Source organism: Sphingomonas sp. UYP23 (assembly GCF_054059235.1).
Map to the genome: position 1 here is coordinate 1 of NZ_JBSSBX010000003.1, position 23,173 is coordinate 23,173.

A 23,173-nucleotide genomic window follows, 5' to 3' on the forward strand; every position below is an offset into this window, starting at 1 on the left:
GAACACGCGGATGGTCGCCAGCCGCTTGCGCAGGGTGCGCAGTCGCTGCTTGCCGTCGCCCGCCGCCTCCAGCTGTTCGCGCAGGGAATCAAGGAATAGCGGGTTCAGCACCTTCAGGATGTTGGGCACGCTGGTGTAATGCATGCCCAACTCGCCGCGCTCGCCATCGTCGGCGACCGCCTGGATCATCGATCCGAAGATGTCCGGGTTGATCTCCTTCCAGTCCAGTTCGCCCGCGCGGAGCAGGTACGCGCGGGCAGTGCGACCGAAATACGGCGCTTCGGTCTCGCCATCGAACAGATACCCTCCATTTACATAGGGGAAGCCATCCGCCCAAGTCGGGAACTTGCCCGCCGCGCGGTGTTCAGGCCGGGTGCCCATCGCGCGAAACAGCTCGGCGATGACGGCTTGCGTGTCGTCGGCCTGGCCGCTGGTCATCCGCTCCACGGTGGGGGTGAACTTATGGTTTCCCGGGAAGATATCGGTGTCTTCGGCGAAAAAACAGAAGATCAGCTGCGCCATGAACTGGTTGAGCTGAGGCCGTTTCGCCTCGGTCGCCCAGTCCGGATTGTCCTTAAGCAGCTCGACGTAAAGGCGGTTGAGCCGCCCCGTCGCCTTGATGTCCACGGGGTTGTTCTTGATCTCTTTGACAGTGGAGATGCCTGCCAGCGGTAGAAAAGTCGCGAAGTGCCGGGGCAGATCGGCATAGGACCCGGCGATGACGTCGCCCGACACCAGATCCTCTGCCTCCACCGTGTCACCGTCGGTAGCAAGGATGAATTTGACCTTCGCGCTGGCCGTTTTCGGGCTGGCACGAAGGGCAGTTAGCGTCGCGCCGACTTCGCCCATAGGCGCCACGGCGATGTGGATATTGTTACGTTGCAGGACACCGCCGATGTCTGACTGGTTCGAGTCTCCACGGCGCAGGCGATCGACCGTCGTTTTCTTCGCGCCGAAGGCCGTGATGAACTGGAAACCGAACTCGGCAGCGTCGAACGGCTCCGCAACCAGAGCGGACACAGCTTCTTCGATTTCAACAGCATTCATTGTGCAAATATGTCCAACGCTACCCGGCGGGCGGTCATGGTTCGGTTTGAGCAGCCAGTGAAAGGGCTTGCCCGCTAGCTACCGTAACTGCACCTATCCGTGCAGAGCTTGTTCTAGAGCCTGTCTGATAAAGCGCTGATAGGGCATGCCCTTGCGAGCAGCTGTCGCTTTGACCGCGTCCAATAGCTCGGCAGGCAAGCGCATATTCACCCGAGCATCCTTGCTCGAAAACTCGAACTGCGTGGCCGTGAATGCCGAGAGATCATATTTGGTGAGATCAGCCGTCTCCACGAAAGCCTCGGCCTCATCGTCGCTGGAAAACAGCGGAAGGGACTTATCGTTGCTCATAGTGCTGCACCTCCTTGGCGTGCATGTAGCGGGCGCTGATCTGCCGGATGAGATTGGCGCCGTCTCGCTCGCGCTAAGTGAAAGCTAGAAACACGTACCGGCCGCTTTGCGCCTTCCCGATCGCCAAAAACCGCGCTTCTGCCGTAGAATGCGCTGCATCCGGCCCGATCGCCGGCGTGCCCGCGAACACGCTCTCGATCTCTCCGGTGGTTACGCCAGGCTTCTGGCATTTTTGCAGGTTTCCCTCATCCCAATCAAAGCCAAAGAAGATTTTGCTAGGTATGGCAGAAGATACCATTTGTATGTACGTTAGTCAACCAAACCTGCTCTTTTTGCGTGCTATTTGCTGCCATTAAAACACAATACCAACAAAGGGGCTGGGCGAGCAGGCCTAATTCGGCGTCACAACCGAAGGGTTGTGACGCTCGCTGAAAGCGTTGCGGCACCGTCTATAGGCGGAGATGCCTGAAGCGATAGCTTCCCTTAGCGGCTCGCATCGCCTTCGTAATTGCCTTGTTGATTGCTTCGAGATCGAGCCGCTCCGGTTCGAACTTGCGACCCGCCCACCGCCGTACCGCCTTATGCTCCTCGTGCTCGGGATCGAGCCAGGCTTCGAGGAAATCAGCGTAGCCGGAGTACCCTCCCACATCCTCGGGCGGCCCGGATCTTACACCCTCAATGCATCGGGGATAGCTGACATTCGGATCACGCATACGGCGACGGAGTATGATCCGGTGATGCCAATCGTCGCCATAGTCGTACACGTACAAGGCTTGGAGGCTGGCGTCCTCGCCGTAGGGGAAACTGAGGTCCTGCATGCGCACCTCGCCCGCCTCGATAGTACGGGGACCATATGTGTTGCCATCATCGAACTCGGGCGCGCCTATCGTCAGTCCGCCGACATCGAAGCGATGCAGGTGGCTATCGGTCCAGCCGAACGCCGCCTGCAAAACCTCATGGAACTGCGCGAAGTTAAGATTGACGGGCAGCTCCAGCATGCGCTCGATCCGAGGCTCGATCCCAAGAATGTGGACATTCGCGGTGATGATGAAGCTGTCTGGGTCGAAGGGATCTTGCATGCCCCAGACATGCCCCAGCCCACCCTGATCGGCAATGTTGCCTCGCTAGGCCAACGTGCCGCGGCCGTTATGCCCAATCAACGAGGCTGGTAAAAAGGTAGACCTTTTTGCCGTGTGAGGCACATCTTGTCGTTGGTCCGGCAGAGCACGACATTGTTGCCGAGCATCACCCGGCAGTCAGGACCAGCCATGCCCAGGAAATTCCGTATCGTCAGCGCCAAGCCCAAGGGCGCTACCAATCACTGCAATTCCAAATTCAAGGTTTTTCAGTGGGGACGGAAGGAAAAGGACGGCAAGGTGGATTGGTGGGAAATCGGCTGGAAGAGCATCAACGAGATCAGCGAATACCTCGCTGCCGGCGATGAAGTCAGGACGGGACAATACAAGGCCGGAAAAATAACCGACGGCGCCCCTGTCGAGCTGGAACTGCGGATCACGAAAAACAGCGCTGATTTTAAGATCAGCGATATGCCCGACGTATAGCTGGGCATTTGTTTATTCCGATGCCTTCACCTCGATCGTGCAGCGCACCGCCCTGGATTTCGCCTTGGCAGCAGCGGCGAGGCATCTGTCGAGGGTGTCGCGATTATCCTTCGCCAGATCGGAGGCGCTGACGATCGCGTTCCAGCTTGCCGGCGACGCGCGCTGCATCAGATGTTTGCCGGCCTCCCAAGGCGAAGGCTCGGCGACGGCGCGCGCCGCCATCCGCTCAGGCCATAGCCAGGTCGACGGCATCAGCCGTACGATGGGCCCCACCACGATCGCGTAGAGCAACACCCCCAGCATCAGGCCACCCAGCCCGGTCCACAGCAGCCAGCGATTTTGCTCGTCGCCGCGCCGCGCCGACCCCAGCCGGTCGGACAGGCTACCCGCGACGTTGCGCAGCATCGTGTCCGTCGCCCCGATCTGGTGACGCAGTTCGCGTACGGCGTCGGTGACAGCGGCATTCAAACGCTGCCCCATCTCCTCGGGCGTAAGCATCATCGCCGGGCTCTTGCTCATCGCGTCGATCTGGCGGACCAGTGCCGCCAGCACTTTCTCGGTGCGTGCGAGCGTCGGCTCATAATCAGGTGTGTCGGCCGACTCCCGCGCGGCAGTCAGCCCCTCGATCGCAGCGCGCAGCAGCGACACCTCGCGGCCAAGTTGGACGAACGCCAGCGCAGCCTGATCGTCACCGCCATCATACTCACGATCGTCGTCCATCACGCTCTCCTTACCGGCTCATTCCCAAGTCGCGGTCGCGGTTCAGATCGCGCGACAGCTCGCGGCTGATATCCCGGTCTTGGCGCTGGCCGATCCCAAGCCCCAGCTCGCGCGATCGGTCGCGCAGGAGCGACTCCACTTGCGGATCGCGTTCGAGGCCCTTCACCATGTCCGCCATCTCCTGCCCCGCCTTGTTGCGGCCCGCCGCGTAGCCGGCGCGCGCGAAGTCCGCATGCTGGCCCTGTAGCTCCTGCCAGCGTTCCACGAACCGGTCAGCACGCAGATGCGGATCGGTCCGAACGCGGGCTTCCTGCGCCATCGCCGCGATCATCGGGCCGCTGCGCCCCGCAGCCGCTTCGCGCAGCAGGACCGGATTGCGCGTCATCGCTTCGTGCATGTCATCGGATGCGTGGGGACGGAGCTGCTCCAGCGCGTCGATCGCGCTCTGGAGCGATATTTTCTGGTGCTCGAGCACGACTCCGCTCGAGGCCTTTGTCTGCAACGCCGCCTCGGCCGAGCGCGCAGCCCGCTCAACCGCGCGCACGAACGCGGGGTCCTGGCCGTTATCATGCGCCGTCACCGGCGCCGGCCCCGCTGGCGTCACATCGAGCTTCAACCCGTCGAACATGCCACGCCGGGGCGCTCGCACCTGCTCGCCCTGGCCCCGCTCCGCTGCCGACGCCGGGCGTTCGGACGCGGGTCGGTTCGTGCTTTCGGGTAGATATTCGCGAGGCTCGACATCCGGCGCCTTGGGCCTGAAGCCGACGAACATGCTCTTCGCCTTCGTCTCGATCGTCCGTACGATTTCGCGCACCCGCTCGGGCAGCCGGATCTCGCGTCTGTCCGCGAAAGCACGAGCAGCGACCTCGTCAGTCTCGACTGCATAGTCGCTCGCCATGTCCTTCGCCCGATCACGCGACAGCACCGCGACGAGCTTGGCGTCGGATGTGAAGTCATCGCGCCCGTAATGGAGCTGTACCCCGTCGCGATGCCGCGACAGGGCGACATAGGCCGCGTGGCGGTCCATTCCCGGCGTCGCCAGTACGTGGCTACGGTCGACCGTCACGCCCTGCGATTTATGAATGGTGGCGGCGTAGCCGTGATCGACTGCGGCATAGTCCGCCACGTCGAACCCGACCTGCCGCCCGTCATCGACGCGCACCGCCATGCCCTCTGGCGATACCCGCTCGATCGTAGCGAGCGTGCCGTTCTTTACCCCCATGCCCCGCTCGTTACGTAGGAACATGATGCGGTCGCCGGTCGCGAACTGCCGATCGCCGCGCTCGGTTTTCACCGCCACGTCGTCGCCAAGGTCGTCGGTTGCCCGCAAGCGGCCACGCGCTTCCTCATTCAGCTTGCGGACCTCGGCGTTGGTGTGGGTGAGAATGATCCGGGATTTATCAGGGTCAGCCTGGCGCGCGCGATCCCAGCCATCGACCAGCTCACCTCGCGCCTGCTCGCGGGTGTCGGCCGCGTGGACCATGCCGCCCTGATCATAAGCGTGGATCGCCTCGCCAGTGCGCCCGGTCGCCAGCGCACGCGTGGCGTCGCGCTGCCAGTCCTCGCGCTGCCGGCGTATCTCGGTGATCTCTGCCGCGCCGTGACGTTCGGCGACGCTCCGGAACGCCGCACCCGCCTCGATCGCCTGCAACTGCTCGGGGTCGCCCACCATGACGACCTTGGCCCCGGCGTCGCGTGCCTGGGACAGCACCCGCTCCATCTGGCGCGAGCCGATCATGCCGGCCTCGTCCACCACCAGCACGTCACGCGGGCCAAGCTGCTCGCGCCCCTGCCCCCATGCGTGTTCAAGGCTGGCGATGGTGCGGCTCCGGATGCCGGCCCCGCCTTCAAGGTTCTCGGCCGCGATGCCCGACAACGCCGCGCCGCGCACGGTGTAGCCGGCATCCTCCCATGCCTCGCGCGCGACGCCCAGCATCGCCGACTTGCCGCTGCCGGCATAGCCGACGACGGACGCCAGCCCGTCGCTGCCGGTGATCCTGCCGAGCGCGTCTCGCTGCTCACGAGACAGGGTAAGCCCTCTGCCCTCGGCCGCCTCCAACGCACGATAAACATGCGTGCCAGCGACAAAGTGCTGGTCTGCCCCGGCAAGCTCGTCGCTGGCGCGCTCAAGCCGGGCCTCCACCGCGATCATGTCACGCGACGTGAACCGCTCCTGGTCGCGCCCGTCTTTGCCCAACGCGACCAGCTCGGGGCTGGCACGCACCGCGCCCATCACTTGGTCGAACTGCTCCTTGCCGTCGCTATGCCGGAACGCGAACGTTGCAAGGTCGCGGGTGGTGAACGTCGCCTGGCTGCGCGTAATGACGTCCAGTGCGATATCGGGATTGGCAATGATCTTCTCGCCGTTCTCCCGGGCGATGCGCACGTGATCCTCGATCCGCTCGGCTTCCAGCCCCTGTTCCGGTCGGCGCGATGCTGCCGGACCGATCTTGTGTTGCGGCTCCAGCTCGATCCCCTGCGCCTCGTAGCTGCGATGGTCGATCCGGCCCTCCAGCCCCAGCTCGGCCATGCGCTCGTTGACGTGCGCGCTCCATGCCTCGCGCCAGTCCTTCAACAGCTCGGTGCTGTTCCAGTCGCGGTTCTTCTTCCCGAACCCCTCGGGCCCCACGTCGCGCATCGCCAGCATGACATGCGCGTGCGGCTTGGGGCTGCCGTCCTTCGCCTTGTCCCAATGCACATTCAGGTCCGCGACCATCCCGCGATCGACAAACTGCGTCTGCACAAAATCCCGTGCGAGCTGAACGCCCTGCTTCTCATTCATCTCACGCGGGATCGAGAACTCCACCTCGCGGGCAAGCTGAGCGTCCTTGCGCTTCTCGCTTGCCTCCACCTCGTTCCACAACGTCGCGCGGTCGTTCAAACGCTCTGGCGCGCCCTCTGGCAACATCACCTCCGAGTGGACCACGCCGGCCTTGTTCGAGAAATCGTGATCGCGTTCTAGCAGGTCATCATGCAGCTCGGACGCGGAACGATAGGCAGCGCTTGCAACGGCGCTCGATCCGTTCGCGCGGCTGATGACCTTGGCAGAGAAATGGTAGATCGCCATGCAGCCTGCTTATTGCACTTCTGAGCGTACGTCGGCAACGACGTATAAGCGCGCACTCACAATCCGCCTCGCTTCTCGTGATTGACTGTGTGGCTTTTACGGTGACCTGATTTTACTGACCGTGTTGCACTCGCTAATATGCTGTTGGGCAATGTACGAAAGGTAAGTGCGATGCGGAAAGTTCGCGATTACGATGCCGAGCTGAAGGCGCTGGGTGACAAGGCGCGCTCACTCAAGGCCAAGCGGATTGAACAGCTGGGTCAGCTCGTCGCCGCTACCGGAGCCGATGCGCTCGATGCGGAAACCCTCGCCGGTGTGCTGCTTGATGCAATCGGATCAAAGGATGCGAGCGCGAAGGAGGTATGGCGGTCGAAGGGCGCTGCGTTCTTTCAGCGGCGTGCGAAAAAAGGTGGCGGCGCTGCTGCAATCGACGGATCGGGCACTTCGGTTGAATCGAACGGCAACGCTTCGGGCGGAAGCGGCGGGACGGCGTAGCGATACGCGGGATTGGGTCATGCAACGTCGCGAACGAACACGCCATCTGATCGAGCTGGGTGGCCTCGTCCAAAAGGCCGGGCTGGTCGAGCTGACCGACGACGATCGCGCCACGCTCTACGGCGCGTTGCTCGATCTCGCTGGGCGTGGTCGCGGTGATGATGCGGACGATACGCTGGCGCTGTGGAAAAGACGCGGAAAACGCGCGTTCGATGCGGAAGCGGAAGGGAGCGATGACGATGCCTGACTTATCGGACAAGGAGCGCGTCGGCCGCCAGCGGGCGGTCGATTTCGCCCGCACCAGCACCGAATTGTCTGGAGGTAAGCTGACGTCCGAGTTCGATGCGCTGAACCGAAGGTTCGTGGCAGGCGAACTATCCGAAACCGATCATATCGAGGCGCTACTGGCGCACGCCCGCTCCCTGCCCGCCAGCGAACCGGTGCAGGAGTATTTCGCCAGCCTCAACGAAGCTATGACGACGGCTCGCGGCCGGTGATCGAGTGGTTCCGCCAGCTCAGCCGGGCATCACGGAACCTGGCCCGCATCGCGGCGCAGAACCCCGTCTGGGCGGTCCAGTCGCTGGTATTCGCCCCATTCCGCTTCGCCCGTCACCTGTTCGGCGTACTGGTCCTGATGATCGCCGTGGGCGTCGTCCTGATCCTCGGCTCGGACGGGCTGATGTGGTATTTCGGACTTCTCCGCTATCCCACGCTTGTTGCGATCGTCACGGTGCTGGTCTGGCTCGCGATCCTGCTCGTGCCGCTGCGGGCGCTCTTCCAGCCGCTGATCCTGCGCTACGGCAATGCCGCCGCCACCGCCGATACACACGGCTCGGCCCGTTTCGCCACCGCCGGGGAGGCGTAAGCCCTCAACGACGATCACGGCCTGCTGATCGGCCGTGACGTGAAGACTGGCAAGCCGATGCGCTATGCCGGCCCCGCTCATTTACTGACGATCGCACCCACCCGCACTGGCAAGGCGTCGGTACGATCATCCCCAACCTGCTCGAATATCCGTTCGCCGTCGTCTGCATCGACCCCAAGGGTGAGAACGCTCGCATCGCCGCGCGCCATCGCCAGCTTGGCAAATCCGATCGCGAAGCCGCTGGCGTACTGTCGGCCGCACAGCGCCATACCCACTTCCTTGACTCCCCGCGCATGGCGACGGTGCTGGGACGCTCGGATTTCACGTTTGCGGGGTTGAAGGATGCACCTGCGACGGTGTTCCTCGTGCTGCCGCCCGATCGGCTCGCCAGCTATGCCCGCTGGCTGCGCCTGATGGTGGCGCAAGCCCTCACCGAATTGGCGCGCGCGCCGGGTCGCCCGCCCTGGCCGGTGCTGTTCCTGCTCGACGAGTTCGCGGCACTTGGTCGCCTCGAGCCGGTCGAACGCGCGATGGGTCTGATGGCGGGCTACGGCGTCCAGCTCTGGCCGATCTTGCAGGATGTCCACCAGCTCCGTGCGCTCTACGGGCAGCGCGCCGGCACGTTCCTGTCTAATGCCGGGGTACTACAGGTGTTCGGGGTCAACGATCAGGACAGCGCCAAGCTCGTCTCCGATTTGGCGGGGCAGGAAACCGTCGTGTTCGAGACCATGAGCCGCGCGCTCGACGCGGAGGAAAGCGGCGTGTCCTACGGGCAGCAGCATGTCGGCCGCGCCCTGCTCACCCCCGATGAAATTCGCACACTCCGCCCCGATCGCCAGCTCCTGTTCCTCGCCGGGCAGCGGCCGATCATCGCCGCCAAGCTGCGCTATTATGATGATCGCGAGTTCGCCGGGCGGTTCGATCCGGCTTGAGTGATGAGACTTCGGCAGCATCATGTATAGGCGTATACATCACAGTGGCGGACTGGAATGCCCATGAAAAGTGAGCTTTGGGGTATCACCTCACCGTTGGCGGCGCGGGTCTGGTAAGATTCATCGACAATGCCGTCTCGGAGATTGTTTTCCGGTCGAAGGCCCTTCCCCGCCACTCCAGCCTGCTTTGAGGCTCCACGGCCCCAAAATCACCCCTGTTACCCCTTCTGGCAGGCACCCTCGGGTGCAATGGCGAGCTGCCGGTAGAACTTGGCTTCCCGAAAAGCCATTTGGACGGTTGATCTTGGTGATGGTGGTATTGTGTGGTGTGTCGGTTGATCCTCGGTATCGACGGCAAAGCCGGCGACGAACAAAGGCGCATCGGCCACAGGCCGATTCCGTTTTTCCTTTCTCTCGCTTTGTATTTTGCGATGACGGTGGTGGGCGAGCACCGATAGTCGCTGACTTATCCACAGGCACGACCCACCCCAAAACTCACCGTTCGTCTTCAGATTCAAATATTCTTCTTAGATTCAAGATTCAGGGCCTCGAAACCCTTGGATTTCTGCGGAAAATCACCTCGAAAAGTGAGCGTTGGGGTCGATTCGCGTGAGTTTTAGGGTAGCCTAAGGTGAGCTTTGGGGTCGGTTAAAGTGAGTGTTGGGGCAGAGTCGAGTGAGCTTTGGGGTAGGTGGTCGCTCCTGGCTCGATCAACGGTGAGTTTTGGGGTAGCCGTTCCCCCCGCCCTATCGGCGAGCTAGAGAATTTGCCAAGCTCACAATTCACGCTAAAGTGAGCCGCTATTCTGCTCCTCCTCACCGGACCCGCCTTATGTCGTCCCTGCCTGCCGCTGTCGATCTGACCTTTCGCACATTGACGCAGAAGGGTCGTGGCAACCCGTTCGATCCCGCCAATTACGGCGAAATCGTCAAGCCCGGCGAGCTGGTTGATATCGTCGAGCTGAGTCCCCTCACCCTCGCCGATCGCCGCATCTACAATCTGCTGATCGCCAACGCTTGGGAACGCATTGGCGAACCCATCATCCACCGCATCCCGAAAACGGCCCTGAAAGGGACGCACCAAGGCAACGAGCGCGTGGAAAGCTCGTTGCTGCGCCTGATGGGCACCATCGCGATCGTCACGATCCGCAAGGCCGGCAAAAGCTACAAGCGCCGCGTCCAGCTCCTCGGCCCTAGCGACGAAAGCCTCGAAAAGGATGGCTTCCTCCACTACCGCATTCCCGAGGAGCTGATCGAAATACTGCGGAACAGTGAGGTTTATGCCCGCCTCAAGACGCAAGTGATGTACTGTTTCGAATCGAAATACGCCCTCTGCCTTTATGAAATGATTGAGCGCCGTATCGGCCTCGAATACAAACAGAAGGAAGAGTTCACGATCGAGGAGATGCGTGGCCTGCTCAACGTGCCGGAAGGCAAGCTCGAACGCTTCGCCGATCTCAACAAATACTGCCTCAAGGTCGCGGTCGAGGAAATCAACAAGCTCTGCCCCTTCTATGTCGAGTTCACGCCGATCAAGAAGGGCCGCAAGGTCGAGCGGGTCGCACTCCACTGGTTCCCGAAGACATCGAGCGGCAAGCGCGACGCGCAAAACCTGATCGACCAGCACAGCATCGTGCGCCGCGCCAAGCTGCGGGGCGGCATCCCCGAGCTTCCCGTCCTGGTCAATTTCAATGCGCCAGCCGAAAGGTGAGCGCCTACCCCAAAACTCACTTTTAAAACGCTTCCCGATCACGTCGGCCTGGTCGGCGAGACAGTCTGCGGCTCTTCCCACAAAACCGGCCGAATCGCTCCACCACCTACGGATACGCCGAAGCGTATAGCCGTATACAGATATACGACTATACGCTTCGGGCTACACGCCCCCTGCCCTTCTTCACGAACAGGTCATCCAGCGCCTCGGCGAGCAGATTCTGCACCGTTGTCCCTTCCTCGGCTGCGAGGATGCGAAGCTGGGTACTGACCTCTGGCGCGAAATGTCCGCCTATCAGCTTCGTCCCGAGCCTTCCGCTCGACGCAGGCTTGGCAGAGGGTGCCGCGCCCCCTGGCTCCGGCGCTGCCGGGGTGTCGCCGCCAGCCTTGGCGCGATCGAGAACGGCCTGAAGTGCGTTCGGTTTCGCCATCATGTCACCTCTACTTTTCCGTATAGGCGTATAGCCGTATACTCGTATAGGTTCTTGATCTCGGTTGCTGCCGGGCCGTTTGGTTCAAATTCCTGCACCGCCTGCCCCACTGCTTGTGCGCGGAAAAACGCCTTGCGATTGCCGATCGTCACCGGGCAGACTGCCGCGCCCAGCTCCTCCACCGCCTTCATCGCGTCGCCCGTCTCCTGACCCTGGGGTGGAACGAACGTCAGCACGACGGCAAAGGCGCGGTCGAGCTGACGCACTACGTCGAGCGTGTGGGTCATGCTCATGGTGTCGAACACGGCAGTCTTGGTCGGCACGAGGATGAAGTCGGCGTGGCGCGCTGCTTCATAGGCGACGTCGCGCGCAACGGCCGCGCCGTCGATCACCACAAGGTCGGTGCCGGCGTCGGCGCAAGCCTTGAGCATCGCCGCCAGCCGCACCGGCTGGATCGAGGCGACTGCCGGCGTATCGAGCTGGCGCACATCCTTCCAGAACGATGCCGTCGCCTGCGGGTCCAGGTCGATGATCGCGGTTTCCTTGCCAGCCTGCTCGGCCGCCACGGCAAGGCACGTCGCGAGCGTCGTCTTACCGACGCCGCCTTTCTGGGACAGGATAGCGAGAACCTTCATTATACGCTCCTACGGGTATAGGCTTATACTTGTATACACATCGGCAAAGTATTGGGGAAGGGGCCGTCGCGGTTCTGCATCGTCCTCGTCGGCCCCGAGTGGATCATGCCGCATCGGGCCGTGGCCCTCGATCGGGCAGAGCGGAACGCCAATACTCTCCAGCCATTTGCGCGCAGTCCTGGCCTCGGCCATCGGCCCTGCCTCGTGGCGAACAGCGGGGGAGAGGGGGGCAACGGGAATCCGCCGGGGTGGTGCGGGCGCAGCGCAGCGAGCCACGGCCCGGCCGATGCCGTTGCGGGGGAGAGGGGGCGGAGCGCCCCTTTCCCCATCTGAAATAGACCATCGCCGGCGACGCCGGCGTCCTCTTGGGCGAAGTACGCTTCGCCCGCGCGAGTGATCGTTACGCGCCAGCGCCGAGACGCCGGTAAGGCGGCTCGGTCGGAGCGCAAGCGGAGATAGAGCGCGGCCCGCCCGAGCGCGCCCGACCGGCTCGGAGCAAGCGCACGCGCCTTATTGATCTGGCAAGCAATGCCTCCTATATTCCTTACATGGAATACAGCGATCAATGAGCTGGGACGTTGAAAATACCGACGAATTTGGAGCTTGGCACACCGAACTGAGCGAAGCCGATCAGGACGCGATCCGTTTCACGGTCGGTTTGCTGATGGCGAAGGGACCGAACCTGCGCTTTCCCCATTCGTCAGGGATCAACAATTCGCGGCACACGCATATGCGGGAGCTGCGGATTCAGAGCGAAGGTAGGCCGCTGCGCGTCTTCTACGCCTTCGATCCGCGACGATCGGCGATCCTGCTGATCGGGGGCGACAAGACCGGGGATGATCGGTTCTACGAACGGATCATCCCGATCGCAGACGAGCTTTACGACGTGTATTTGAAGGAACTGAAACAGGAAGGACTGATAAAATGAGCGGACATCGCCCGTTTTCTGACCTCATGAAGGATTGGAGTCCCGAGCGTCGCGCGCGCAGCGATGCGCGTCAGGCAGAGCTAGCAGCCGAGATGGTCAGCTTGGAGCAGTTGCGCGAAGGGCTAGGCATCAGCCAGGAAGAGCTGGCGAACGTCTTGGAGGTCCAGCAACCCGCCATTTCCAAGCTGGTTCGCCGTCCCGACATGAAGGTCAGCACCTTGCGCGACCTGATCGCGGCGATGGGCGGCGAGATGCACATCACCGCGACTTTTTCCGATCGCTCGGTCGAAATCGGCAACTTTACCGCCTCGGCAGCCTAATCGGCAATTGTTGTATACAAGTATACGTTAGCCGGACTAGATCAGCACGCGCTCCACCTCATCGAGCGTCACGTCGTCGGGTCGGCGGTCGTAGAGCTGGGTGGTCCGGGTCGAAGCATGGTTGGCCATCGTCGCGGCACGCTCCAGCGTCCCGCCATTTTTCAGATAGGCGGTGATTCCGGTCGCTCGGAAGGAATGATTGCCGATCGCCGTCTCGATCTCGGCGGCTTTCGCGCGCCGCCGAACCATCTGGAACGCATTGGCCTGGGGCAGGGGGGTCGCGCTGAGCCGGCCCGTGCCGCGTGCGATCGTGCGGAACAGCGGCCCCTTGCGATCCTCGCGCAACTCGTACCCGTCAAGGTAGGCGGTCAGATACTCCTCCAGATTGTGATGGCAGGGCATTTCATGGCGCTTGCCGCCTTTCTCATGCAGCCGCACCCATAGACGACGGTTCTGCACGAACACGTCCTCAACGCGCATCGCCAGCGCCGCGCCGATCCGCGCGAACGAATAGACCATTAATCCGATCAGCGCCCGATCGCGAAGTCCGACAGGCGTCGTCACGTCGATCGCGTCGAGCAACCGCCGCGCCTCGTCGGGTGCCAGCACCGGCGTCTTGCCGCGACGGACGCTGTGCGCCGGCCCGCGCACAGACGCGGCCGGGTTCGTCGGCATGACCTGGCCCGTCACCAACCAGTCGAATAGATGACGGACGCCAGCGAGCCGCTGCTTGACGGTCGGGGCCGATACCTCGCGCCCGAGTTGCTCGATCCAAGCCGCAACGTGGAGCGGCTGCACCTCGGCGATCGACGCCACGCCGCGCGCCTCGCACCAGGCCAGAAACTCCCCCGCTGCACGCGCATAGGCGCGGCGGGTATGCACGTTGCGAATGGTAACGGCGAAAAACTCAAGGAACCGGCGCTGAGCGGGCTCGTCGGCCGATGCGACCAGCGCCGGCAGTGCGAACACGGGTGAGGGCAGGGGGGTAAGCGCGTTCAACACAACGGCACGCCTCGGATCGTCTCGCCCGCGACCGATATTTTGGCGACGCCTGGGCCGACAATGAAATTGACCCGCCCGGTCGGCGTGTCGAGGTGGTCTCCGGGGAACATGATCTCCAACACGCGAGTGTCGGCAACCGCCTTGCCTTCAGCGTCAGTCGCAGTGGGGGTAGGGGAGATGCGGACGCGGTAGAACATAGCATGATTCTAGCAGCGTTTATACATATGATAAAGGACATTATCACATAAAGCATGCCAATAAAGCTGGGCGTTTTCCGGACACAGATTGCCGGACGAGTTCCCCGACAGCGTTGGCTGCAAAAACTTGGCCTATCCGCCCTCGATCAAAAGTGTGCATCAAAGGGACGTTTTCGAAAACCCAACCGCAGCGCCAACACAAGCCCCCGCGTCACCCCATCACTGAGGTCGTTGCATCAGACGGCAGCGTATGATACCGTCTGGCAGCTGAGAGGACGGCGATGTCAAGCGAATGGATGACGATCGAAGAGACTGCGCGCTACTTGCAGCTCGGGAAAACCGCGCTTTACGACCTGGCGCGTGACGGGACGCTCCCATCGAATAAAGTTGGAAGCAAATGGCTCTTCAGCAAAACCGATTTAGACGCGTGGGTCCGCTCGAATATTCCTCTCGAACAGTTTTTTATAAAAACCCCAGCTCATATCGAGGAGAACCTGCAGCTCCGTGAGCCGCAGGTTGAAGCATATTCTAAGCTTTATGAGTACTTTAAGTCCGGGGGTAAGACGGCAATTATTCAGATACCCGTCGGATGTGGGAAATCTGGTATCGCCGCCATCGCTCCCTTTGGCATCGCCAAAGGTCGCGTTCTAGTGGTCGCACCGAACTTGACTATAAAAGAGGGTCTATTCGAATCTCTTGACGTAACCAATCGCCAAAAGTGTTTCTGGCGGAAACGCGACATACTAACGACCGAAGCCATGATCGGGGGGCCGTTCGCGACTACACTCGATACAGGCAACATCTCAGTTTGCGAAAAGTCTCATTTTGTCGTCTCCAATGTTCACCAACTCTCCACAAATCCGGAGAAGTGGCTCCATCGCTTCCCCAAGGATTTCTTCGATCTTATAATTGTTGATGAGGCTCATCATTCACCAGCCGAGAGCTGGAAGAAGGTGTTGGAACACTTTGATGCAGCGCGCGTGATTAACATGACCGCCACTCCTTTCAGGGGAGACGGCAAAGAGATCGAAGGCGATCTAGTTTATCGCTATCCGTTTAAGAAGGCGACCTTCAAGGGCTATATTAAACGCATCAAGGCATCGTACGCCGCCCCAAGCGAGTTGGAGTTTACTGCCAAGGGCGAAACTAAGATATACACGCTAGATGATGTGCTAGCCATGAAAGATAAAGATTGGTTTAGCCGGGGTATCGCGCTGTCCGCCGCTTGCAACCAAACGATCGTTGATAATAGCCTTGAAAAGCTAGAGCTTCTCCGGGAGACGGGTACTAACCACCAACTTATCGCAGTTGCCTGTACCGTTCATCATGCCAAGCAGATCACTGCTATGTATGAAGCTAGGGGCTTCAAGGCTGATCTTATCTTCAGCGAGATGGACGATGACAAAAAGGTGGATGTAAAGCGCCGCCTTACAAGCGGTGAGCTTGACTGCATTGTTCAGGTCCAGATGCTAGGTGAGGGCTTCGATCATCCAAAGCTGAGCGTCGCTGCCATTTTTCGGCCGTTCCGCACGCTCGCCCCGTATATTCAGTTCGTGGGCCGTATTCTCCGGGTGATCGTACAAAACAGCTCAGGTCATCCCGATAACTACGGGCATGTCGTTACTCATGCGGGCATGAACTTAGACGAGCGCCTTCGCGAGTTTAAGCTTTTCGAAAGCGACGATCAAAAGTTTTGGGAAGAGATCATTGGCGGCAAAGAGCCTGAACCACCTGAAAGCGTGAAGACAGGCGAAGCTCGGATGCGCTTATCTGAGGCGGTGGTCGTCAATTACGAGATTGTCGACTCGATGATCGAGGAAGACTTCACGTCGGCTGAACAAGAAGACATCATAAAAGAGCTCCGAGAGAATTTAGAGCGCCTCGGCCTCGACCCGGAGCAGGCAGAGGAAATCGTGCTAGCGAGGTCTACCGCCAAAATAGTTTCAAAGTCGGCCGAACCATATCAAATTCTTCCTTTGCGAGAATGGGAGATGCGCAAGAAGGGCTTGAACGATCAGGTCAGCAGAGCTGCCAATCTTCTTGTGAATCGGCTAGGAATTAGTCGCGGGGGACGTGAGATTATCAACACAGGAGTTGCCGCGACAAACAACTTCGTTGCTTGCGTTACGCTCATCAACAAAGAAATAAAGAAAGACAACGCAAAGCCGCGCAAAGAGTGGAGCACCGAGGAGTTTGAGGCTGCCCTGGCTGGCTTGGAGCAGGTCATCAACACTCTCACGCGCCGATATAAGGGGATATTGAATGGGAAAGCCGAAGGGTAAGACTCCGTCGCTGCTGACAATGTCGACCGGAACGCCGGCAATGCATACCTGCGGGCGAGCCACATCCTGCGATCGTTGCGAAAGCAGGATTCCGGCCGGTGCCGCATGTTTTCAGATTCCCAAGACCAAGGCCGGCTTTACGATCCGCCCCATATTCTGCGTGGGATGTACCTCTGATATTCTCGAAAAGACTAATGCCGATTTGCTTGCCGTTAGGGCTGTTCTCGATTCGACCTTGTAGAAAAACGATTATCAAACTCACTTTTCGCACTTGTTTTATAAGTAATAGGCTAAAATGACGACTATATAAAGAGCAATTGGGGGTGATAGAATGGCAACTATTGATGAGATCGTCAAATTCTTGACTGATAACCATAAGGTATTCTATCACTTCACCGACCGACGTAACCTTACCGGCATTCGGCAACACGGTATCCTTTCGATGCACGCACTTAGGGGTGGCGGCCTCGCCGTCCCTGCCCCCGGCGGCAATCAGTGGAGCTTAGACGCTGATGCTCATTCCGGGATGGATCGATATGTACATCTATGTTTCCTCGACTCCCATCCCATGGAGTGGAAGGCCAAGGAGGACGGCCGGATCCAGGACAGCCTATTTTTGCGGATAAGTCCTGAAGTACTAAGAATCCCAGGAGCGGTGGTTACAGACGTTGTGTCTAATAGCTCAGGCTGTACGCCGCACACGATCGAGAGCGGATTCGAAGTTCTCGATCTAGAGGTCATTTACACCAAGACTGACTGGAAAGAGGAAAGTGTCAAAGAGCGCCTAAAGGTTGCAAAAAAGTATGAGCTCCTGATCCCTAACCACGTTGCTACCGATTTTATAGCGAATCTACCTAATGGCTGAGCGCCCTATCTTCATTCCCTTGTTATCCGGTCCCCGGCTAGTCGATCGAGTAATGATCAATTTCCGGTGGCATGCAGGTATGGCCGCGTCTCAGAAAAAGAAGAACGTGATAGAGCTTCACGATGCAGCCCACGCCAGAGGAATGGAGCACCTTCTTGAAATCTCCAGTAAGTCTGAGCGAGAGATTGGGAGGAAGTTAAGTGCATTTCATCAAAAGATTATTATAAATAAAAAGGAGATAATTCTGGAGTGCGCTTTTCAAGGTAGTAAGGTCTTCAGGGATGGGGGGCCGTTCCCGGATTTATTTGACCTTGATCCCAGAGAAGCAAAGCGCGATTCCAGATTAAAGGAGTCGGGTCCTCTCCAGGGTTTTAGGTTTGATGGCCAGGACTTTCCTCTAGACCCGCCAACAGTATTCTATGATTGGCTCTATATAAATGCCATACTCCCCGCTCGTTCTTGGTTACAAAGGCTGGGGAAAATGGATGGATTTACAGATATTGAGTTCAACCCCGAGAGATCCATTAACTGCCAAGCATACTCGTGTGCTCTGTTTATTTCTCTCGAAAAAAGAGGAAAGCTCGATCAAGCTATCTCTTCATTTCCTAACTTTTTGGCCGCCTCAAAGGGTGGTGTGATATAGAGTCCAGAAGAAGTAGTTTAATCTTGAGCGTCGTCGTGGTCGAGCAAATGTCTTGTGGCGGCCTGACAATCGGCCAAAAGCCGTGCCTCCTGACTGATTTAGCTACTCGAAATTAATCACGTACCAAGGCGGCTTCCTTGCGATCATATTTCATAACGGACAGCGTTCCATCGCCGATCCGCTCAACTATTTCGTCGATGACCGGAAGCGGGACCATGAACCATTCGCGGGGCCGGACTGGTTTTCCGAAGCGGTCGGGAATTTCCACGTCGTATCGTACGCTATGCAGGACGCGGTGAATCAGTGCCTCTAGCTTCGGGCGATTCACGTCATACAGCTTATAGGTTGCGATGACGTCGACATCAGCGAGGAGGTAGGTTGCGTCGTCCGCTGCACCCGATATCCGCGCTGCGACGGAGCCGCCAGTGATCCCGATCTTGTGGATGAGGTCGCGATTGGCGGCGATTGTTGGGTGTGTCGAGCGGCTGCGCAGAACATAGAGGGTGCCGGTCGAAAGATGGTCCGACTCGTCCGGCACGCTTTCGAACAGCGGTCCCGCGTCCGGCTCTGTCACACGACGGCCGCTGTCGTCCTTGTAAAGCGCCCTTTGAAGCGACCAGCGGAGCAAGTTGCTTTCGGTGCCGTTCGAATAGATGACACGCAGCCGAGCGTCATTCTGGCCGTTTGGAGCCTTGGTAAGGTCGCCTACCTCAGCGACGTAAGCGAGCTGACCGCGCAGAATGAAAAAATCGCCCTGGTCGACGCCGGCATCGCGACCAAATGACCGCGTCACCCGTGCACCAGATGCCAAGTCCGCCTCGATCCGATCAAACAGCGGCTTGAAGCTCGCAAAATCGTCGCATCGGTTGGCGGTAGCTACCTCTTCCGCTGCCTTGCGTTCGGTGTTCGAACGGACGTTGCGAAGTTGGGTGATGTCGTCGGCGGGCGTGTCGTTGATGCCTAATTCGGCAAGGAGTGCGCTGTCGTCAAGATCGTCGGCCGGAGGCGCTACGCTGGCATCGCTGGCGTCAAGCAAGCCATGCACATCCATATTCGTCAGCAGCGCCACGCTGTCCGGCTGCGCCCTGAGCCGGTCCAGCCGGACCGCATACAGGCGTTCGAAGATGTCGCGATCCTCGCCAGGTAGGGGCGCGCGGCCGTGCTCGTCACGGAATTTTGCAATGTCCTCGAACCCGGCGATGATCCGTTCCTCACGCGGGCTGCGAGCGCGGACGGTCTTGGGCGTCAGGTCGACGCCCAGTTCGGCCAGGATGTCGTCGTCGGTCATGTCAGCCATTAGCGGTAGCCTCGGCCTGAGCCTTGGCACGGTAGCGGGCGAACGCTGCGACACCTTCGGCCAATTGGCGTTCCCACGGGTCCTGTGACGTCACCTCGGGCGCACGACCGCGATCGCGTTTCCACTGAACCGCACGCACTGCATAGGCCCGTGCCTCTTCCTCGGTCAGCGTTGTATTGCGCGCGCCGATCGCCGCCTGCACCTGACGTAGCGTCGTCTCGTTCATTGCTTTTGCCAAGATCGCATAGGCAGCATCGAACGGGTTAATATGGTCAATCAGGTCGATGTCGAGTTCACGCACGCTCATGAACTTTCGCACGCCATCGACGAAGGACGTACTCGCCTTCAGCTCGCCCGCACCGTCGTCGACGGCAGTTTCCGCGATGATCTTACTCGCCTGCTGGGTGATATTCATCGTCGCGATCGCATGCTGGCGGATCGCCTCTTGGTCGCTATCGCTCATTTCGGGATAACGATCGCGGACGATCTTGCCCATGCGGGCCTGAGTCAAATCTTCAGGCACCACCTCAGGATCAAACATGCCGCGTTCGATCGTCTGCTTGTCCTGCACGAAGGCGGTAATGACCTCGTTCAGATCCTCTTGGCACACCCGCTTCGCTGCCGCCGATTGCGGTTCGACCAGCCCCTTCAGCTCGAAGTGAAACTGGCCGCGCTCTCCATTAAATCCGACATTGGCCTCGCCCTCCTGATAGCCGTCAGGACCATAATCATAACCCGGTTTTTCGCCGATATCCTTGGGCGTGAACTCGAAACGCGGCGCCAGCACCTGCTCCATCAATAAGCTGGCGGCGATCGCCTTAAGCGTATCGTTAACGGCATCCGCAACGACATCGTCAGCAGCGGCGGGTTCGGCGATCAGATTGGTGAAGCGTGCGACCGTCTTGCCGGGCGCATCGCGGGTGGCGCGGCCGATAATCTGGATGATCTCGGTCAGGCTGGAGCGATAGCCGACGGTCAGCGCGTGCTCACACCAGATCCAGTCGAACCCTTCCTTCGCCATGCCGAGCGCGATGATGATGTCGACGTGATCGCGATCCTTCCTCGCGGCCGGGCTTTTCAGAGCTGACGACACGCGATCACGCTTGGCGGAATCGTCATCGACCAAATCGGCGACCTTGATCGTGCGACCATCGGCGGTCTCGATCAGGTGGAAGCCGGTCGCCTCGTCAGTGCCGCGCCAAGTGCCAAGGTGATCCATGATCTCCTCGACCTCGCGATGCTTGTCCTTCGTGCTCTCCCGCGAATTCACGCTGGGAATATGGACGATCGTCTTCGTACCCGGATCGAGCAGGTCGACGATCTTGTCGATATAGCGCCCGGTGTAGAAGCTATAGGCGATGTCGAGCGTCTTGAGGTACTCGTAGCCGTTGAGCTGCTCGTAATAGGTGTAGGTGACGGTGTCGAACTTGCCCTCGTCCTCGGGCGCCAGCACCGCGACCGCATCCCCGCGAAAATAGCTGCCGGTCATCGCGACCAGATGGACCTTGTCGCGCGCGATCAGCAGGCCGAGCTGCGCGCCCAGCCGGTTGTCGGGATTAGCAGAGACGTGGTGAAATTCGTCAACCGCGATCAGTCTGTCGTCGAACGCCGCGATGCCCAGTTCGTCGATCGCAAAGCGGAAGGTCGCGTGCGTGCAGACCAGGACGCGGTCGCCGCTTGCCAAGAACTCGCCGACTGCCTTCACCTTCGACTTGGCGACCTTCACGTCGTCGGCGCCGGGGACGTTGCACAAATTCCAGTGCGGCTTCACCGTCCAGTCCGCCCAGAAGCCGTATTTGCTCAGCGGCTCGTCGGCGAAGCTGCCGCCGATCGAGCGCTCCGGCACGACAATGATCGCCTGTTTCAGGTCCTGATTGTACAGCTTGTCGAGCGCGACGAACATCAGCGCTCGCGACTTGCCCGAGGCTGGCGGCGACTTGATGAGCAGGTACTGCTCGCCGCGCCGGTCATAGACGCGCGACTGCATCGGCCGCATACCGAGTTCGTTGGCCTTGGCCGACACGCCGGTGTGTGCGGTGACAAGGCGAACGGCGGGTATCGTGCTGGGGCGAGTATCGGTCATGCGGCCTTCTTGCCCTTTTTCGCTTTCGGCGCATCGGCCGTCATCTTGGTGTAGAGGTCAAACAGCTTTTCCAGCCGCTCGGTATCGTTGCGGAAGCGCCGGCCGATATATATGCGTTCCAGCACCTCGTCGTTGTCTTCATGAGCGCGACGCAAGTCGTCCGGCATCGTCTCGGGATCGTAGAGATCGGCGATCGTCGCAGGGAAATGCGCCTCGCGTGCCAGCAGTATGTTCTCGGCGGTACGGGTGAGGTCGGCCTTGTTCTGCTCGGTTAGTTTGGGGACCGGAAAAGTATTCCAACCAAGTGTATTAGAATAAGAGAAGCGCATCTCTAACCTAGCACAGACTGCGCCAATCCAGGCCCAATGAAGGCGCGAGGCGATAAGCGCTAAGTTCCAAAGCGGAGCATCGTGAATAGCGAAGCACTTAAAGCTTACCACCGCCGGGGCGGCGATAATATCACATGGTAGATAGGGACGGTTTTCCGAGCTAGTTTGAGGAACGGCAATAAAGTATTGCCTCGATTCTACCTGATCACGGAAACGATGAGGGAAGGATACGAGCGCAGTTGCCGATGCATCGCCTGGTTTAGCCTTGCGATCAGAAAGAACGGCATCAAAACGTATTTTGAGGGCGGGAATAGCCGATGCCCGATGAGCGTCAACGTCTTTCACCCAAATACACATACGTGGCGAAGCGTAAATGACTTCGGTAGATCCATAATAAGGGCGAATAAACTCTGCCGCATGAGGATCGATATTTATCAAATCACGCGCTTCTTGATTAGAAATTATCAAGTCAGCGCCATAGTATGGATGATTACCGAAATTCATTTTTGCTATTTGCGATATGGGAATGGATGATGAATAGACAAATATATCGCGCGCGGCAGCAAGATACCCATTTATATTATCAACCTTTCTTACAGTTATATCACTTATGTTTTCCTCAAATAGCACGGCTGGCGCATTGCTCGACGGTCTTATTCCAACAATTATCACGGTAATTCCTGCATTATTTGCAGCGAGATTTGCCCATTTAAAAGAGGTATGAGCAAAACCAATCTCTTGGCCCAAAGATAGAATAAGCGGCCATAAAATAGGTACTTGTCCGCCTTGGCATATTGTATTCGTCGAAACGAAAGCAGCAGCACCGCCTGTTACTTGTAATTGCTGGGCGGCCTTTGCGAACCACCCTGTAACATAATCCAGATTACCCCAACGTTTTACCAGCGGTGAAAATATCTGCCCAAGATCGTTCTTCTGGCTAACTGACTGTTTGTTATATCCAGAATACGGCGGATTACCGCACAAGTACGTTTCCGTTCCATTATCCGCAAAGCTATTATCTTCCAACGCTAGGCGACCCGTTGCTCCACCGAGATCATATTCAATCTCTTTTAGAGGGCTAAACGGGGGGCACACCTTCAGCCAGTCGATTTGCAGCGCATTATCGACATAGATTTGGCCGGTCCTATGTAGCGGCAACACCATCGCCCGCGCTTCCTGCTGGCTCAGATACAGGCAGTCCGCCTGGAACTCGGCGATCAGCAGCGCGAGGCGGGCGATCTCGGCGGCGAAGCCCTTGATCTCGATGCCGTAGAAATTGTCGAGCGGGATGACGCTGCGGCGCTCGTCCAGCTTGAGATTCTTCTCGCCGCCCAGCCGTTCGACGATCGTCGCCTCAATGCGCCGCATCTCCTTGTACGCGATCACCAGGAAATTGCCCGATCCGCACGCCGGGTC

23 protein-coding genes and 1 pseudogene are annotated in these 23,173 nt (G+C 59.5%); 12 read left to right on the forward strand and 12 right to left on the reverse strand.

All coding sequences use genetic code 11. The annotated features are described in order from the left end of the window. The 3 genes from ACVWYO_RS24280 to ACVWYO_RS24290 form a co-directional block, all read right to left on the reverse strand. A partial coding sequence (locus ACVWYO_RS24280; protein ID WP_457355607.1) for a type IIL restriction-modification enzyme MmeI occupies positions 1 to 1,047 on the reverse strand: 1,047 nt, incomplete at its 3' end. A gap of 93 nt (positions 1,048 to 1,140) precedes the next feature. Beyond that, on the reverse strand, positions 1,141 to 1,395 hold the full coding sequence (locus ACVWYO_RS24285) for a CopG family antitoxin (RefSeq protein ID WP_457355609.1): 255 nt from the start codon (positions 1,393 to 1,395) through the stop codon (positions 1,141 to 1,143). 449 nt (positions 1,396 to 1,844) lie between these two features. After that, positions 1,845 to 2,474, reverse strand: a complete 630-nt coding sequence (locus ACVWYO_RS24290; protein ID WP_457355611.1) for a plasmid pRiA4b ORF-3 family protein — start codon at positions 2,472 to 2,474, stop codon at positions 1,845 to 1,847. Positions 2,475 to 2,663: 189 nt separating this feature from the next. Between ACVWYO_RS24290 and ACVWYO_RS24295 the strand changes: the two genes are divergently transcribed. After that, positions 2,664 to 2,957: a hypothetical protein gene (locus ACVWYO_RS24295; RefSeq protein WP_457355613.1), complete on the forward strand. Its 294-nt coding sequence runs from the start codon at positions 2,664 to 2,666 to the stop codon at positions 2,955 to 2,957. Between the two features lie 12 nt (positions 2,958 to 2,969). Here the strand turns inward: ACVWYO_RS24295 and ACVWYO_RS24300 are convergent, their stop codons facing one another. Both ACVWYO_RS24300 and traA read right to left on the reverse strand, forming a co-directional pair. Continuing rightward, positions 2,970 to 3,677, reverse strand: coding sequence for a DUF6118 family protein (locus ACVWYO_RS24300; RefSeq protein WP_457355615.1), 708 nt, complete (start codon positions 3,675 to 3,677; stop codon positions 2,970 to 2,972). 10 nt (positions 3,678 to 3,687) lie between these two features. Next, positions 3,688 to 6,744, reverse strand: coding sequence for a Ti-type conjugative transfer relaxase TraA (gene traA, locus ACVWYO_RS24305; protein WP_457355617.1), 3,057 nt, complete (start codon positions 6,742 to 6,744; stop codon positions 3,688 to 3,690). Between the two features lie 171 nt (positions 6,745 to 6,915). On the opposite strand from traA, the gene ACVWYO_RS24310 reads away from it, so the two are divergent. The 6 genes and pseudogenes from ACVWYO_RS24310 to ACVWYO_RS24335 all read left to right on the forward strand — a co-directional run bounded on the left by ACVWYO_RS24310 (position 6,916) and on the right by ACVWYO_RS24335 (position 10,746). Then, the gene (locus tag ACVWYO_RS24310; protein WP_457355619.1) at positions 6,916 to 7,239 is read left to right on the forward strand and encodes a conjugal transfer protein TraD; all 324 of its coding nucleotides are present in this window, start codon (positions 6,916 to 6,918) and stop codon (positions 7,237 to 7,239) included. Between the two features lie 19 nt (positions 7,240 to 7,258). Further along, complete coding sequence (locus tag ACVWYO_RS24315; protein WP_457355621.1) at positions 7,259 to 7,486, forward strand: conjugal transfer protein TraD; 228 nt, start codon at positions 7,259 to 7,261, stop codon at positions 7,484 to 7,486. Further along, positions 7,473 to 7,736, forward strand: a complete 264-nt coding sequence (locus tag ACVWYO_RS24320; RefSeq protein WP_457355623.1) for an antitoxin VbhA family protein — start codon at positions 7,473 to 7,475, stop codon at positions 7,734 to 7,736. Before ACVWYO_RS24315 ends, ACVWYO_RS24320 begins: the two co-directional genes overlap by 14 nt. 137 nt (positions 7,737 to 7,873) lie before the next feature. Then, positions 7,874 to 9,036, forward strand: a pseudogene (locus ACVWYO_RS24325) (type IV secretory system conjugative DNA transfer family protein). Between the two features lie 335 nt (positions 9,037 to 9,371). Beyond that, positions 9,372 to 9,494 (forward strand): hypothetical protein, encoded by a 123-nt coding sequence (locus tag ACVWYO_RS24330; protein ID WP_457355625.1) that lies wholly within the window; start codon positions 9,372 to 9,374, stop codon positions 9,492 to 9,494. Between the two features lie 373 nt (positions 9,495 to 9,867). Continuing rightward, positions 9,868 to 10,746 (forward strand): RepB family plasmid replication initiator protein, encoded by an 879-nt coding sequence (locus ACVWYO_RS24335; protein WP_457355648.1) that lies wholly within the window; start codon positions 9,868 to 9,870, stop codon positions 10,744 to 10,746. A 148-nt stretch (positions 10,747 to 10,894) separates the two neighbouring features. On the opposite strand, the gene ACVWYO_RS24340 is transcribed toward ACVWYO_RS24335, so the two are convergent. Beyond that, positions 10,895 to 11,176 carry a ribbon-helix-helix domain-containing protein gene (locus ACVWYO_RS24340; protein ID WP_457355627.1) on the reverse strand — a complete coding sequence of 94 codons (282 nt, stop codon included), beginning with the start codon at positions 11,174 to 11,176 and terminating at the stop codon, positions 10,895 to 10,897. Next, the gene (locus tag ACVWYO_RS24345) at positions 11,176 to 11,811 is read right to left on the reverse strand and encodes a nucleotide-binding protein (RefSeq protein WP_457355629.1); all 636 of its coding nucleotides are present in this window, start codon (positions 11,809 to 11,811) and stop codon (positions 11,176 to 11,178) included. The genes ACVWYO_RS24340 and ACVWYO_RS24345 overlap by 1 nt, the downstream gene beginning before the upstream one ends. 565 nt (positions 11,812 to 12,376) lie before the next feature. On the opposite strand from ACVWYO_RS24345, the gene ACVWYO_RS24350 reads away from it, so the two are divergent. Both ACVWYO_RS24350 and ACVWYO_RS24355 read left to right on the forward strand, forming a co-directional pair. Then, complete coding sequence (locus tag ACVWYO_RS24350) at positions 12,377 to 12,739, forward strand: type II toxin-antitoxin system RelE/ParE family toxin (RefSeq protein WP_457355631.1); 363 nt, start codon at positions 12,377 to 12,379, stop codon at positions 12,737 to 12,739. Further along, entirely contained in the window at positions 12,736 to 13,059 is a 324-nt protein-coding gene (locus ACVWYO_RS24355; RefSeq protein ID WP_457355633.1) for an XRE family transcriptional regulator, read from the forward strand. Before ACVWYO_RS24350 ends, ACVWYO_RS24355 begins: the two co-directional genes overlap by 4 nt. A gap of 36 nt (positions 13,060 to 13,095) precedes the next feature. Here the strand turns inward: ACVWYO_RS24355 and ACVWYO_RS24360 are convergent, their stop codons facing one another. After that, a complete protein-coding gene (locus tag ACVWYO_RS24360; RefSeq protein WP_457355650.1) occupies positions 13,096 to 14,058 on the reverse strand; it encodes a tyrosine-type recombinase/integrase in 963 nt (320 codons plus the stop codon). Then, positions 14,055 to 14,258 (reverse strand): hypothetical protein, encoded by a 204-nt coding sequence (locus ACVWYO_RS24365; protein WP_457355635.1) that lies wholly within the window; start codon positions 14,256 to 14,258, stop codon positions 14,055 to 14,057. Before ACVWYO_RS24365 ends, ACVWYO_RS24360 begins: the two co-directional genes overlap by 4 nt. 296 nt (positions 14,259 to 14,554) lie before the next feature. Here ACVWYO_RS24365 and ACVWYO_RS24370 point away from each other — a divergent pair, with 296 nt between their 5' ends. The 3 genes from ACVWYO_RS24370 (at position 14,555) to ACVWYO_RS24380 (ending at position 18,048) form a co-directional block, all read left to right on the forward strand. Next, positions 14,555 to 16,540: a DEAD/DEAH box helicase gene (locus ACVWYO_RS24370; protein ID WP_457355637.1), complete on the forward strand. Its 1,986-nt coding sequence runs from the start codon at positions 14,555 to 14,557 to the stop codon at positions 16,538 to 16,540. Positions 16,541 to 16,871: 331 nt separating this feature from the next. Next, on the forward strand, positions 16,872 to 17,405 hold the full coding sequence (locus ACVWYO_RS24375) for a DarT ssDNA thymidine ADP-ribosyltransferase family protein (protein WP_457355639.1): 534 nt from the start codon (positions 16,872 to 16,874) through the stop codon (positions 17,403 to 17,405). 52 nt (positions 17,406 to 17,457) lie between these two features. Continuing rightward, entirely contained in the window at positions 17,458 to 18,048 is a 591-nt protein-coding gene (locus tag ACVWYO_RS24380; protein ID WP_457355641.1) for a DarT1-associated NADAR antitoxin family protein, read from the forward strand. A gap of 112 nt (positions 18,049 to 18,160) precedes the next feature. Here the strand turns inward: ACVWYO_RS24380 and ACVWYO_RS24385 are convergent, their stop codons facing one another. The 3 genes from ACVWYO_RS24385 to ACVWYO_RS24395 form a co-directional block, all read right to left on the reverse strand. After that, positions 18,161 to 19,336 carry a GIY-YIG nuclease family protein gene (locus tag ACVWYO_RS24385; protein WP_457355643.1) on the reverse strand — a complete coding sequence of 392 codons (1,176 nt, stop codon included), beginning with the start codon at positions 19,334 to 19,336 and terminating at the stop codon, positions 18,161 to 18,163. A 1-nt stretch (position 19,337) separates the two neighbouring features. After that, the gene (locus tag ACVWYO_RS24390) at positions 19,338 to 21,428 is read right to left on the reverse strand and encodes a DEAD/DEAH box helicase (RefSeq protein WP_457355645.1); all 2,091 of its coding nucleotides are present in this window, start codon (positions 21,426 to 21,428) and stop codon (positions 19,338 to 19,340) included. Beyond that, the coding region (locus ACVWYO_RS24395) for a class I SAM-dependent DNA methyltransferase (RefSeq protein WP_457355646.1) at positions 21,425 to 23,173 on the reverse strand (1,749 nt) is incomplete at its 5' end. The genes ACVWYO_RS24395 and ACVWYO_RS24390, both read right to left, overlap by 4 nt.

Coding starts and splice junctions, on each gene's coding strand:
- ACVWYO_RS24295 (WP_457355613.1), top strand. CDS start 2,664: ATGCCCAGGAAATTCCGTATCGTCAGCGCCAAGCCCAAGGGCGCTACC.
- ACVWYO_RS24365 (WP_457355635.1), bottom strand. CDS start 14,258: ATGTTCTACCGCGTCCGCATCTCCCCTACCCCCACTGCGACTGACGCT.
- ACVWYO_RS24315 (WP_457355621.1), top strand. CDS start 7,259: ATGCAACGTCGCGAACGAACACGCCATCTGATCGAGCTGGGTGGCCTC.
- ACVWYO_RS24300 (WP_457355615.1), bottom strand. CDS start 3,677: ATGGACGACGATCGTGAGTATGATGGCGGTGACGATCAGGCTGCGCTG.
- ACVWYO_RS24390 (WP_457355645.1), bottom strand. CDS start 21,428: ATGACCGATACTCGCCCCAGCACGATACCCGCCGTTCGCCTTGTCACC.
- ACVWYO_RS24290 (WP_457355611.1), bottom strand. CDS start 2,474: ATGCAAGATCCCTTCGACCCAGACAGCTTCATCATCACCGCGAATGTC.
- traA (WP_457355617.1), bottom strand. CDS start 6,744: ATGGCGATCTACCATTTCTCTGCCAAGGTCATCAGCCGCGCGAACGGA.
- ACVWYO_RS24385 (WP_457355643.1), bottom strand. CDS start 19,336: ATGACCGACGACGACATCCTGGCCGAACTGGGCGTCGACCTGACGCCC.
- ACVWYO_RS24320 (WP_457355623.1), top strand. CDS start 7,473: ATGACGATGCCTGACTTATCGGACAAGGAGCGCGTCGGCCGCCAGCGG.
- ACVWYO_RS24345 (WP_457355629.1), bottom strand. CDS start 11,811: ATGAAGGTTCTCGCTATCCTGTCCCAGAAAGGCGGCGTCGGTAAGACG.
- ACVWYO_RS24375 (WP_457355639.1), top strand. CDS start 16,872: ATGGCAACTATTGATGAGATCGTCAAATTCTTGACTGATAACCATAAG.
- ACVWYO_RS24380 (WP_457355641.1), top strand. CDS start 17,458: ATGATCAATTTCCGGTGGCATGCAGGTATGGCCGCGTCTCAGAAAAAG.
- ACVWYO_RS24285 (WP_457355609.1), bottom strand. CDS start 1,395: ATGAGCAACGATAAGTCCCTTCCGCTGTTTTCCAGCGACGATGAGGCC.
- ACVWYO_RS24350 (WP_457355631.1), top strand. CDS start 12,377: ATGAGCTGGGACGTTGAAAATACCGACGAATTTGGAGCTTGGCACACC.
- ACVWYO_RS24335 (WP_457355648.1), top strand. CDS start 9,868: ATGTCGTCCCTGCCTGCCGCTGTCGATCTGACCTTTCGCACATTGACG.
- ACVWYO_RS24310 (WP_457355619.1), top strand. CDS start 6,916: ATGCGGAAAGTTCGCGATTACGATGCCGAGCTGAAGGCGCTGGGTGAC.
- ACVWYO_RS24340 (WP_457355627.1), bottom strand. CDS start 11,176: ATGGCGAAACCGAACGCACTTCAGGCCGTTCTCGATCGCGCCAAGGCT.
- ACVWYO_RS24355 (WP_457355633.1), top strand. CDS start 12,736: ATGAGCGGACATCGCCCGTTTTCTGACCTCATGAAGGATTGGAGTCCC.
- ACVWYO_RS24370 (WP_457355637.1), top strand. CDS start 14,555: ATGACGATCGAAGAGACTGCGCGCTACTTGCAGCTCGGGAAAACCGCG.